Source organism: Pelomonas sp. Root1444 (assembly GCF_001426885.1).
In the GTDB taxonomy this organism is placed as follows: domain Bacteria; phylum Pseudomonadota; class Gammaproteobacteria; order Burkholderiales; family Burkholderiaceae_C; genus Pelomonas.
This window is the reverse complement of sequence record NZ_LMFP01000028.1, coordinates 1,186,855-1,198,588: the sequence shown is the minus strand read 5'-3', so window position 1 is coordinate 1,198,588 and position 11,734 is coordinate 1,186,855. Positions and strand designations below refer to the sequence as shown.

Below are 11,734 nucleotides of genomic sequence, written 5' to 3'. Positions count from 1 at the left end.
CGGCGTTCAGACCAGCGCGAACACGTCGTCGAAGCGGTTGAGCGCGTCGTCGATGACATCGTCGGTGTCGGCCAGGCTGGTGTAGATGCGGCTGCCGGCCAGCGTCACCAGACCGTGGGCGGTGTAGGCGGCGCCCATCTCCTCCATCATGTGCTTGCGGCGCCTGGCTTCGTCCTTGACCTTGAGCAGCTTCCACAGGCTGCTGGTGTCCAGCAGCAGCACGCCCGCGGTTTGCAGGTGCACGATGGAGCCCATGTTGTAGGCCACGTAGGGCAGCTTGCGGCGCTGGATGATCTCGTCCAGCCCGGCCCGCAGGCGGTCGCCGGCCCGGCCTGCGACGACGGCGGCGTTGCTGCGGTCGGCCTCCTGCAGCGCGTGGTAGCCCGCCACGCAGGACAGCGGGTTGGCCGACAAGGTTCCGCCGACGAAGGCGCGCCGCGAGGTCGTGCCGATGCCGCCGACCAGCGCCATCATGATGTCCTTCCTGCCACCGATGGCGCCGGCCATCGGGTAGCCGCCGGTCAGGCATTTGCCCAGCACGGTGATGTCCGGCGTGACGCCGAAATACGCCTGCGCGCCGCCCATGCCGACGCGAAAGCCGGTCACCACCTCGTCGAAGATCAGCAGCGCGCCGAACTCGTCGCACAGCGCGCGCACCTGGCGGTTGTAGCCCGGGTGTACCGGCCGCGTGCCGCTCTCGGGGCCCAGCGGCTCCAGCAGCACGGCCGCGGTGCCGCCGCGCAGGCGGTTGAGCCGCAGCGTGCGGCGCAGCGCGTCGAGGTCGTTGGGCAGGCACTCCTGCGTATGGCCGGTGGCGCCGCGCGGGATGCCGGTGGCCTCCATACGGCCGGTGTTCGGCAGGCGCATGCCGTAGACGAGCTGGTCGCTCCAGCCGTGGTACGCGCCGCCGACCTTGATGATCCATTTGCGGCGGGTGTAGGTGCGCGCCAGCCGCACGGCGCCCATCACCGCCTCGGTGCCCGAGCCCAGCAGCCGCAGCATCTCCACACCCGGCATGTGCCGGCAGACGAGCTCGGCCAGCTTGACCTCGTACTCGTGCAGCAGCCCGGTCACCGGGCCGCAGCGGTCGATCAGCTCATGCACCTTCTGCCGCACGGCGGGGTGGTTGCTGCCCAGCAGCGTGGGGCCGCCGGCCTGCAGGAAGTCGATGTAGCGGTTGCCGTCGATGTCGGTCAGGTGGGCGCCCTCGGCCTGCACCACGGCCAGCGGGAAGGGGTGGTTGAAAGCCAGGTTGTGCTGCACGCCGCCGGGGATCACGGCCTTGGCCTGCTCGGCCAGCCGCCGGGAGCCGCTGCACTTCTCGTCGAAGTAGCGCATGACCTGCGGCATCGCATCGGCGCGGATGGGGCGCATCGGCTGTGCCACCAGCTCGGCGAAGCGGCGGTAGAGGGCGTCGACGTCGGGCCATGCGGAGATGCCGCTGCGCGGTGCGGTGGCCGCGGTGTGGGCGGAGGCGAGGTTGCTCATGGCGGATTGCGAAGTGTCAGGAAGGGGTGCGGCGCTGCAGCGCGTCCAGGACGCGCTGCAGCGCCGGGGCCGCGGCGGCATCGGCCGCAGCGCGCGCAGCGATGCGCGCGCGCAGACGGGCACTGGCCAGCTGCTCCAGGTCCTCGACCGCCTGCAGGGCGGCGGCGCTGTCGCGCCCGCAGCACAGGATGCCGTGGTTGCGCATCAGGTAGGCGTTGACGTCCGGCGCGACCTGCCGGGCCAGCTTGGCGGAGAGCCAGGCGCTGCCCGACGGCGCGTAGCCGGCCACCGGCACGCGTGCGCCCAGCGAGGCGCGCAGTTCGGGCGGCACGGCCAGCTCGCGGCCGAGCAGCGCACAGGCGCTGGCCACCGGCTGGTGGGTGTGGATGCTGCAGCCCACGTCGGGGCGCGCGCGCAGCAAGCGGGCATGCAGCGAGGCCTCCACCGTGGGCGCCTGGTCGCCGTCCACCTTGGCCAGGTCTGTCAGGCGCAGCACGCAGACGTCCGCCGGCCCCATCGCGAAGTAGTCCATCGCCGACGGCGTGACGGCCACGTGCTGCGCATCGATGCGCAGCATGATGTTGCCGCCCGTGCCGGCGAAATGGCCGCGGCGCGACAGCACCAGGCAGAGCTCGACGACATGGGCGCGCGGTGCTTCGAAGTTCATGGAGCGCTCGCCCGCGGCGCGTTGAGGCGGTGGTACAGCGGGGCCAGCCGGGTGCGCACCTCCTTGAAGTCGGCGAACTTGTCGCCGTACAGGCGCCGCAGCGCTTGCGAAGGCTCGAAGACGCGGCGCACGCGGCGCAGCCGCGTCAGCTCGTCGAAGCGCAGTGCGCCAATGCCCACGCCGGCGATGAAGGCGGCGCCGATGGCATTGGCCTGGATGGGGCTCTCGACCTGGCGGATGGGCTGGCCGGTGACGTCGGCCATGATCTGGCACCACACGGCGCTTTGCGCGCCGCCGCCCACGGCCGTGACGGTGCCGGGGTCGCGGCCCAGCAGCTTGGCGAAGGGCTCCATCATCCAGCGCGTGTTCAGCGCCACGCCTTCGAGCACGGCGCGGAAGATGTCCTCGCGCGAATGCTCCAGCGACAGGTTGAGCAGCCCGGCGCGCAGTCGCGGGTCGTCGACGGGCGTGCGTTCGCCGAACAGCCACGGCGTGTAGATCAACCCGCGCGCGCCGGGCGGCACGCGCGCGGCGATCTGGTTGAGCAGGTCGTAGACGGCGGGATGCTCCTCGTCGCTGGCCAGCTCGTCGGGGTGGTAGAGGATGCGGTCGCGCAGGAAGGACAGGTTGGCGCCGGCCGTGGACTGCAGCGCCATCGCCAGGTAGCGCCCGTCGACGGCGCAGGGCACGGCGGCGATCTTGCGCCGGATGTCCGTCTTCATGAACGGCACATGCGCGCCCAGCCATGACGACGTGCCGAGGTAGAGGTGCGATTCGAAGTCAGCGACGGCGGCACCGACGGCCACGGCCGAGTTGTCCACCGCACCTGCCACGACCGGCGTGCTGGCGCGCAGGCCGAGCGCCTGGGCCACCGCCGGCAGCAGCGTGCCGATGATGTCGGTGGACTTGACGATGTCGGGCAGCTTGTCCGCGTCGACACCCAGCAGCCGGATCAGCGCCGCGTCGTAGCGCACATGATTCACGTCGCGGTTGTCCGTCACCCAGGCCGTGAGGATGGAGTCCTGCGTCGCGCAGGTGCGGCCGCACAGGCGCAGGTTCATGTAGTCCAGCGCATTGAGGAACTTGTGCGTGCGCTCGTACAGCGCCGGCGCCTCGTCGCGCACCCAGGCGATGTGGCCGGCCAGGTCGCGGCCGGTGCTGGACGGCGCGCCGCCGGTCAGCCGCAGCCAGCGCCACAGCTTGAGCGGCCCGTAGCCCTCGACGTTGACGAAGGCGCCGCGCGCCCGGCGCGCGATGGCCGCCGCGCCGCGCGCGTCCAGCCAGCTGATCGCGCGGCCGATGGCCTGGCCGGCTCGGTCGACGCAGACGGTGACCTCGGTCTGCGTGGAGCAGCAGACGGCCACCACGCGGCCGCGGCGCGGCGCGTCGGTGGCCAGCAACTCGCCGGCAGCGCCCAGGAAGGCCTGCCACCAGTCCAGTGGCTCCTGCTCGGCCATGGCGCCCTGGGCATGCAGCGCGACCGGGCGGAAGGCCCAGGCCAGCACGCTGCCGTCCAGCGCCACCAGGGCGCATTTGCAGCCCGACGTGCCGAGGTCGACCGCCAGGACCAGCCGCTCGTCTCGCTCTGGGAGCATCAGAACTTTCGCGACACGGAGACGATGAAGCGGTTGCCGTCGGTGGCGCGCAGCTGGTCGCCGTCGACGGCGATGAAGAGCTCGCGCACCTTGGTGCGGGTCGTCACCCACTCGGCGTTCCACTCGAAGCCCCAGTGCTTGTGCGTGAGGCCGATCGAGTAGTCGCTGAAGTTCGCCTCCGCGAAGTTCTTCACCTTCTGGTAGCCGGCGTGCAGGTTCAGCGTCGTCGTCGGCGAGAGTGAGTGCCTGTAGCCCAGGTCCAGCAGCCAGGTGCCGCGCGAGCCGTGGTCGCCGCGCGCGTAGCACGCCAGCGCGGCCGTCGGGTCGGTGCTCAGCGCCAGCATCGTGCCGCAGACCCCGCCGGTGTTCGCGCCGCGGTAGGTCTTGGAGAGGACGTGGAGGATGCGGCCCTCCAGCGCGCCGTAGCCGACCTCCAGCACCGCGAAGGCCGAGTCGTACTTGGTGCGGCGGAAATCGGCCGGCGCACCCGCTTCGAGGTCGATCGCATGCGGGGCCTCGAACTTGGCACCGGGAAAAATCTCGGCGGCGAGCCCGACGCCGAAATGCCAGCCGTCCGGGTCGCCGAAGCGGTAGCCGCCGCCCAGCAGCAGGTCGTAGCCGTCGCTGTCGAGGAAGACCTTCTTGCTGACGGTGTTGATCTCGATGAGGCCGATCAGCCCACTCTCGTGCGCGGCCTGGACCGACAGCTTCACGGCCGGCCGGTTCATCGAGTCGGACACGCCGCGCGTGCGCAGGTCGGACAGCAGCTTGACCTCGGTGTCGATGGCGAAGCTCGCCGTGTCGGCCGCGCAGGCCGGCATCGCTGCGGCGGCGGCGATGAGCAGGGCGATGGAGCTCTTCGGGTGCATGAGGCGGGCCTTTCTGAGGCAGGTGGCGGGTATGGGAGGACCGGGGAATCAGCGCTTGCAGACCGGCGACGCGGGCAGGGCGGTGACGCGCCGGAGCTGCTCCGTCTGGCCGAGGATCTCGGTGCCGATGTAGGCGCGGATGTGCAGGTCTCCCGACTTCACGCGCAGCGCGCCCTTGTATTTCTTGCCGTCGCGCGGGTCGAACACCCAGCCGTCGCGCCAGGCCTCGTTCTCGTAGCGCTCCAGGCGGGCGATCTGCACGCCGCAGGTGTCGTTGGGCTGCCCGGCGTCCTTGTCCCAGACGATGTGGCCGCACAGGGCGCCGGGCTTGTCGGCGCAGGCCTTGAACTCGATGACGGCGTCCTTCTCGGCTGTCAGCCACTGCCCCTTGGCATCGTCAGGGCTGGCGGCGAACGCCGGCAGTGCCAGTGCCCAGGCGAGCAGGGGAACGAGGCGATGGGGGCGTGGCATGGTCGTGGCTTCCCGTTGATTGGATAGTCATAGCTACTGTATAGCGATGACTATCGTTTCTCAAGAAGCCAGTCTCGGGACAAACCCGCGAGGCGCTGCCGGCTGGGCCGCGCGGGTGGGCGCGTCAGGCGGCCCGTGCCAGCGTGCGCCTTGCAGACGCCGATGCGACCAGCGCCAGCGCGGCGGCTGCGGCGAAGGCCGCGCTGACCATCGGCACCGCGGCGGCGCTCTCGCCCTCGACGACGAACGACGCCACGAGCGGCCCGAAGGCGATGCCGAACAGCTGTGCAGCCGGCACCAGCGAGGCTACGCGGCCGCTGCCGTCGGCATCGAACGCCAGGCCCATCTGGTAGGGCGCGATGAAGAGCCAGACGAAGGCGAATGCGGCGCACAGCGCGGCAAACTGCCATGTGCCACCGCTGGGTGTGCGCGACACGGCCAGCGCGATGGCCGCCAGCAGCGCCGAGCCGGCGAGGAGCGTGGGCCACGCGTGCAGCCGGCGCACCAGCGCGGACCCGGCGCAGCCGCCCACGATCTGCATGCCAAGTGCCGCGGCGATCAGGGTCTGGATGTCCTTGGCTTCGAAGCCGGCGTCCTTGCCCAGCGGCTCGAGATAGGCCCACAGCGAGCCCAGCGTGGCCATCTGCAGGAACACGGTGAGCAGCGGCAGCCCGGTCTGCCGCGACCAGCGAAAGCCCGTCTGCGCCGGCGCTGCCAGTGGCTGCAGGCCGCGCGGCATGGCGCGAGCGAGCAGCAGCGGCAGCAGCATCAGCGCGGCGACGACCTGGAAGGCACCCTGCCAGCCCAGCGTCGGGATGACCCAGCGCGCCAACGCCAGGCCGGTCAAGGCCTGGACGGCGGTCTGCACGACGAAGAACACGCCCGCCAGGCGGGCCGGGTTGGCGCAGCGCACGATGACCGCCGTGGTCGCCCACACGAGCAGGCCCTCCGCCAGCCCCGCGGCTGCGCGCACCAGCGCGAAGCCGAGGTCGCCGCTGACCCGGGGCGTCAGTGCGTCCAGCGCCAACGCACACAGAGTGGCCATGGCGGTCACGGTGCGCAGGTGTTTCAGGGGCCGCGCGAGGTCGCCCAGCAGCACGCCGATGCCGAGCGCGACGATCTCCGCCATCGCGACCAGCCCGACGCCCTCCAGCGTCACCTGCCGGGCCTCCACCAGCTCGCCGAGCAAAATCGGCTGCAGCCCCAGGACCAGCAGCGCGGCCGAGCCGGCCAGCAGTGCGGTCACCATTTCGGCGACGGAGATCTCCGTCTTCAGTGTTTGCGTGTGCAATGCAGGCCCCTTGGGGTGGCGTTGCTAAAGTATAGTGATGACTATCGTCTTGAGATCGCCCTTGTCCCTCAGGGAATGCCCGGTATGACCCGCAACGCCACCGCCAAGCCTTCGCGTCGACGCACGCAGCATTCGCTGGAACCCAAGGCCCAGCCGGTGCAGCAACGCGCTGCCGACACCCTCGAGCGCATCCTGGAGGCCGCGGCGCAGACCTTGTCGGATGTCGGCATCGAACGCCTGTCGACCAACCTCGTCTGTGAGCGCGCCGGGTTGACCCCGCCGGCGCTGTATCGCTATTTCCCGAACAAGTACGCGCTGTTGTCGGAGCTGGGGCAGCGGCTGATGCAGCGCCAGAACGAATGCGTCGGGCGCTGGATGACCGAGGAGGTGCTGGCGGGCGGCGTGGCGACGCTGGAGCCGGCGCTCGCAGGCGTGCTGCTCGACACCTACGAGGTCACGCGCGAGACCGAAGGCGGCGTGTGGATCATGCGTGCGATGCGCGCGGTGCCGGCGCTCCAGGAGGTGCGCCTGGCGTCGCACACGGCCGTCACCGAGGCCCAGATGAAGCTGCTGGTGCGCGCGCTGCCGGGGGCCGACAAGCCCGAGCTGCGCCTGGCCAGCCGGGTCGTCGTCGAGCTGGTGTATGCGGCCGTGGAGATGCTGTTCGACGAGGCGATGGACGCCAAGGCCGTCGCGCGCGTTGTGGCCGGCATGTTGAGCAGCCATCTCGAACGCGTGCCCAAGGCGCAGCCCGCGCGGGGCCGGCGCAAGGGCGCGGCTGAGGGCGCCTGACATCGCCGCTGGCTTGCGCGCCGTCAAGGCCGCGCGGCTGAACTCCGCGCATGCTGAGCGCACCTGTGGTCGAGGGCATGGCGCCCGTCGCAGGCGACGCACATGGCCAAGAAATTTCCCATCAAGCCTGCCAACCCCGAGCGCATCTGCTGGGGCTGCGACAGGTACTGCCCATCGGATGCGCTCCAGTGCGGCAACGGCACGCTGGCGACGCCGCATCCGTCGGAGCTGTTCGGCGATGACTGGATGGACTGGGGCCTGGATGCGCGAGCCGCGGCCGTGCCCGACGCCGCTGTGGGCGAGACCGCGCCGGAACAGGAACAGGCTTAGGCGGTTTCCTGCAGTGCCTCCGGCACGATGGCCGGCCGGCGCAGCACCGGGCGGACCATGAACACGCCGGGGTCGCGGCCGTAGTCCAGCAGCAGGCAGCGCACTCGCGCCTGCCAGAGCGTTCCCAGCTCCGCTTCTTCCACCGCGCTGGCCTTGCCGGCGGCGACCTTGGCCATCAGCGGCTCGATGGCCGGTGCGGCAGCCACCTTGGATGGCTCGGCGCCCACGTCCACGGCGGCGCGGGTGTCCTTGCGGGTGAAGCGCAGCAAGGCCAGCAGGTCGGGCCGGTAGCGCATCAGGCCGGCGCGGCCGAAGCGGCCGCCCAGGCCCTTGAAGCCGGTGCTGCCGGCCGCACCAGTCAGCATCTGCACCACCATCGCGATGACGCCGTTGTTGCCATGGCGCGCATCGTCACGGAACTCCACCTGCAGCCCGCCGCGCTGCGGCAGCGAATCGGGGTAGAGGTGTTCCAGTGCCAGATAGGTCATCCAGTAGGCCGACGCGACCGTCGGGCAGGCGTGGCCCGCGAGACGCACCGCATCGGCGAAGCCGTACTCGAGCACACCGTCCCGGGCTGCGCCGAGCACGCGAGCGAGCGGGTCCTGCACGCGCAGCCGCGGGATTTCGTCGAAGTAGGGCGGTAGTTGCATGGTTGTAGGTGGGGATGGCTGTCAGATGACCTTGGAGAAGCGGTGCCTGTCCTTGGCCTGCTGCAGGTGCTTGTCGAACACCATCGCGATGGCGCGGATGAGGAACCAGCCGGCGGTGGTGACTTGGATGGCGCGCTGCTGCAGCTGCACCAGGCCGGCGTCGACCATGCCCTGCAGCGCGGCCAGCTCGCGTTCGAAATACTGCGGCACGGCGATGCCGTGTGCCCGCTCGATGGGCTCGAACTCGAGGCGCCCCTGGCACATCAGCGCCATGATGACGTCGCGGCGCAGCGCGTCGTCGGGGTCGAGCGCGTAGCCGCGCACCACAGGCAGCCGGCCTTCGTCGAGCATTTCGTAGTACTCGGGCAGCGTCTTGGCGTTTTGGTAATAGGCAGCGCCGACGCGGCCGATGGACGACACGCCGAGCGCCACCAGGTCGCAGTCGGGCTGCGTGCTGTAGCCCTGGAAGTTGCGGTGCAGACGGCCTGCGCGCTTGGCGACCGCCAGCGAGTCGTCGGGCAGCGCGAAGTGGTCCATGCCGATGTAGTCGTAGCCGCGCGCCAGGAAGCCGGTGATGGCGTCGCCCAGCATCGCGATGCGGTTGCCCGGTGCGGGCAGGTCGGTGTCATGGATGCGCCGCTGCGGCTTGAAGCGCTCGGGCAGGTGGGCGTAGGCGTAGAGCGCGATGCGGCCGGGGCGCAGCTCGCCGATCTGCTGCACCGTGCGCGCAAAGCTCTCGGGCGTCTGCTTGGGCAGGCCGTAGATGAGATCGGCATTGATGGAGACGTAGCCGAGCTCGCGGGCGCTTTGCATCAGGTCGCGCACCATCTCGAAGGACTGCACGCGGTGCACCGCCTGCTGCACCTCGGCGTCGAAGTCCTGCACGCCGAAGCTGAGCCGGTTGAAGCCGAGGGTGCGGAAATGCGCCAGCCGTGCCGGCGTGACGGTGCGCGGGTCGACCTCGATCGAAACCTCGGAATCGGGCGTGAGCTGGAAGCTCGTGCCGATCGCATGCATCACGCGGGTGAGTTCATCGTCGGACAGGAAGGTGGGCGAGCCGCCGCCGAAGTGCAGCTGCGAGACCGGGCGCCCGGCGCCGAGCGACTTCACCACCAGGGCGAGCTCGGCCTCCAGGTAGTCCAGGTACTGGGCCGCGCGCTCATGGTGCTTGGTGATGATCTTGTTGCAGCCGCAGTAGTAGCAGAGCTGCTCGCAGAATGGGATGTGCACGTACAGCGACAGCGGGGCGGCGGAGCTGCCGCTGCTCAGCTGCGTGAGGACCGTCAGCGTGTCCTGCGGCCCGAAGTTCTCGGCGAAGCGGTCTGCCGTGGGGTAGGAGGTGTAGCGCGGGCCGGGGGTGTCGAACTGACGCAGGAAGTCCTCGGTGAGCAGGGTGCGGACATCGGCGAGGGAGGCGGTGTTGGCAGGCATGCGTCATGGTCCCGAAAGCGGCGGGCTGCGGGCTTGACCTCGGTCAAGGCAGGCGCCTAACCCAGCACCGCAACGAAGCCCCATGGGCTTTTTGTCATGGCGACCGACGCGATCCAGGCGACGACGGCCAGCGCGCCCGTCCATGCCGCGGCACGCACCGCCAGCGGCCGGCCCGGGCGCAGCGCGACGACGCCGAGCGCCACATAGACGACCAGCCCCAGCAGCTTGGCAAGCAGCCAGGGCGCGCGGTCCGGCGTCAGGCGCAGCGTCCACGCCAGCATCAGCGCCGACAGCAGCAGCACCGAATCCACCAGGTGGGGCAGCGTCCGGGCCGCGCGGCTGCGCACCCAGGAGGCGCCCGCCAGCGACGCCGCGCCGCGGATGAAGAAGCCGGTGATCGACAGCGCGACGGCCGTCTGGTGGACCAGCTTGAGCGTGAGGTAGTCCATGGCTCAACCCGGCCGGCCGTCGATGCGGGGCCGCGACAGCACCGGCCAGTAGCGGATGGCATAGAGCCCGAAGCCGGCCGACCACAGCACGGCCGACGCCATCACGGCATGCAGCATCAGCGTGGGCGCCACGAGCGGCACGGCCACGCGCACGACGGCCGACAGCAACACCAGCACGTAGCAGGCCGTCTCGTAGCGGTCGGCGCGCAGTGGCCGCCCGGTGTGGCCGCGGGCGGTGCGGGTCATCATGCCGATGATGAGCCCGCCCACCGCGCCGACCGTCAGCGCATGGGTGGCCGCGCTGGAGGGCACCTGGCCGAGTTCGCCGAGGCCGCGCAGCAGCAGGTGGACGGGCACCCAGGCATAGGCCAGCTGCAGCACCCAGACCAGCGGGGCGCGCAGCGTCTTCCACGGCTGCCACAGCGCCCAGCGCCAAGCATGGGCGACGAACGCCACCGCGGCGATGGCCGCCACCGGCCAGCCTTGCAGGCCGATCACGTCGACGGCGAGCAGTGCCAGCACGGCGCCCAGCGCGGTTTTCTCGACGCGGGGCTGCCGGGTCGCGTTCGTGCCGGGGACGCCGTTGTTGGTGAACATGGGGATGACGCGACCGCCCATCACCGCGAGGATGAAGAGCATCACGTCCAGCGCGACGCGGATGCCGGGCCACGCGTGCGCGGCAAGCAGGCCGAGCTGCGAGAGGTGGATGAAGGCGGCGGCCAGCGCGAGCAGCGCCAGCAGGCCGACGAAGAAGTAGTTGCGCTTGTTCTGCGCCTTGACGAACGGGATGGCCAGCGCGATGGCGGCGGCGAGCGGGAAGGCGACGTTGGCCACGGCCGCGGCGACGCCGTACGGCGTCAGCACCAGCACGCGGGCGGCGAGCCACAGGCCCGCGAGCAGCGCGAGCTTCCAGCCCTTCGGCGTCGGCAGGCCGGTCCAGTTCTGGCCGGCGGTGAAGAGGAAGCCGACGACCACGGCCAGCGTGAAGCCGAACAGCATCTCGTGGGCGTGCCACAGCGGGCCGGCCAGGTAGGGCTGGCTCAGAATGCCGGAGAACTGCAGCGCCCACAGCGGGATCGACAGCGCACCGAAGAGGCTGGCCAGCAGGTAGAAGGGGCGAAAACCGAGTGCGAACAGCGCAAAGCCCTGCGGCGCGCGCCGGGGTGGTTCCTGGATGTTCAGCAGCGTTGCCATGGGGCACTCAAGCGATGGCGGTGGCGACTTGCGGCCGATGGATATGCAGGATGCCCGCGAGCTCGCGAGGATTGCGGGTGATGTCGGCCAGCGTGTAGCGGTCGAGCACCGCATAGAAGGCCTTGACGGCTTCGGCGAGCACGCCCTTGAGCCGGCAGCAGCTGACGATGGCGCAGCTGCTCTCCTCCTGGGCGAAGCACTCGGCCGGCGCCGCCTGGCCCTCGGTGTCGCGGACGACATGGCCGACGCAGATCTCGCTGGCTGCCTTGGCCAGCACCAGGCCGCCGCCCTTGCCACGCGTGGTCGCGACCCAGCCGCGCTTGCCCAGGTGGTGGACGACCTTGGTCAGGTGGTTTTCCTTGATGTCGAAGGCGCGGCAGATCTCGGCGATGGTGGCGCGGCGGTCCGGGTCCGCGGCCAGGTAGATGAGCACGCGCAGGCTGTAGTCGGTGAATGCAGTGAGCTTCATGTGATCTCCAACCAGAAGGAAGGGGAGGGCGCGAGCCC

Annotated in this window: 13 protein-coding genes; 2 read left to right on the top strand and 11 right to left on the bottom strand. The window is 70.7% G+C overall.

Going from position 1 to position 11,734, the window contains the following annotated elements; translation table 11 throughout:
* Positions 1-6 precede the first annotated feature (6 nt).
* The 6 genes from ASD35_RS23035 to ASD35_RS23010 form a co-directional block, all read right to left on the bottom strand.
* Positions 7-1,488, bottom strand: coding sequence for an aspartate aminotransferase family protein (locus ASD35_RS23035; protein ID WP_056877244.1), 1,482 nt, complete (start codon positions 1,486-1,488; stop codon positions 7-9).
* Between the two features lie 16 nt (positions 1,489-1,504).
* On the bottom strand, positions 1,505-2,155 hold the full coding sequence (locus ASD35_RS23030; RefSeq protein WP_056877243.1) for a class II aldolase/adducin family protein: 651 nt from the start codon (positions 2,153-2,155) through the stop codon (positions 1,505-1,507).
* Positions 2,152-3,750, bottom strand: a complete 1,599-nt coding sequence (locus ASD35_RS23025; protein ID WP_056877242.1) for an FGGY-family carbohydrate kinase — start codon at positions 3,748-3,750, stop codon at positions 2,152-2,154. The genes ASD35_RS23030 and ASD35_RS23025 overlap by 4 nt, the downstream gene beginning before the upstream one ends.
* Positions 3,750-4,619: a TorF family putative porin gene (locus ASD35_RS23020; protein WP_056877241.1), complete on the bottom strand. Its 870-nt coding sequence runs from the start codon at positions 4,617-4,619 to the stop codon at positions 3,750-3,752. Before ASD35_RS23020 ends, ASD35_RS23025 begins: the two co-directional genes overlap by 1 nt.
* Positions 4,620-4,667: 48 nt before the next feature.
* On the bottom strand, positions 4,668-5,090 hold the full coding sequence (locus ASD35_RS23015) for a DUF2147 domain-containing protein (RefSeq protein WP_056877240.1): 423 nt from the start codon (positions 5,088-5,090) through the stop codon (positions 4,668-4,670).
* 124 nt (positions 5,091-5,214) lie between these two features.
* The gene (locus tag ASD35_RS23010; protein ID WP_235538431.1) at positions 5,215-6,381 is read right to left on the bottom strand and encodes an MFS transporter; all 1,167 of its coding nucleotides are present in this window, start codon (positions 6,379-6,381) and stop codon (positions 5,215-5,217) included.
* A gap of 84 nt (positions 6,382-6,465) precedes the next feature.
* On the opposite strand from ASD35_RS23010, the gene ASD35_RS23005 reads away from it, so the two are divergent.
* On the top strand, positions 6,466-7,173 hold the full coding sequence (locus ASD35_RS23005) for a TetR/AcrR family transcriptional regulator (protein WP_056877239.1): 708 nt from the start codon (positions 6,466-6,468) through the stop codon (positions 7,171-7,173).
* Positions 7,174-7,275: 102 nt separating this feature from the next.
* Positions 7,276-7,503 (top strand): DUF3079 domain-containing protein, encoded by a 228-nt coding sequence (locus tag ASD35_RS23000; RefSeq protein ID WP_056877238.1) that lies wholly within the window; start codon positions 7,276-7,278, stop codon positions 7,501-7,503.
* Here the strand turns inward: ASD35_RS23000 and ASD35_RS22995 are convergent.
* From ASD35_RS22995 to ASD35_RS22975, 5 genes are read right to left on the bottom strand one after another with little or no spacing between them, the layout of a single operon-like run.
* Complete coding sequence (locus tag ASD35_RS22995) at positions 7,500-8,153, bottom strand: hypothetical protein (protein WP_056877237.1); 654 nt, start codon at positions 8,151-8,153, stop codon at positions 7,500-7,502. The two genes, ASD35_RS23000 and ASD35_RS22995, sit on opposite strands and share 4 nt — an antisense overlap.
* 21 nt (positions 8,154-8,174) lie before the next feature.
* Entirely contained in the window at positions 8,175-9,584 is a 1,410-nt protein-coding gene (gene hemN, locus ASD35_RS22990; protein ID WP_056877236.1) for an oxygen-independent coproporphyrinogen III oxidase, read from the bottom strand.
* Positions 9,585-9,640: 56 nt separating this feature from the next.
* Entirely contained in the window at positions 9,641-10,033 is a 393-nt protein-coding gene (locus tag ASD35_RS22985) for a SirB2 family protein (protein WP_056877235.1), read from the bottom strand.
* Between the two features lie 3 nt (positions 10,034-10,036).
* On the bottom strand, positions 10,037-11,227 hold the full coding sequence (locus tag ASD35_RS22980; protein WP_056877234.1) for an NnrS family protein: 1,191 nt from the start codon (positions 11,225-11,227) through the stop codon (positions 10,037-10,039).
* Between the two features lie 7 nt (positions 11,228-11,234).
* On the bottom strand, positions 11,235-11,696 hold the full coding sequence (locus ASD35_RS22975) for an Rrf2 family transcriptional regulator (protein WP_056877233.1): 462 nt from the start codon (positions 11,694-11,696) through the stop codon (positions 11,235-11,237).
* Between the last annotated feature and the right edge of the window lie 38 nt (positions 11,697-11,734).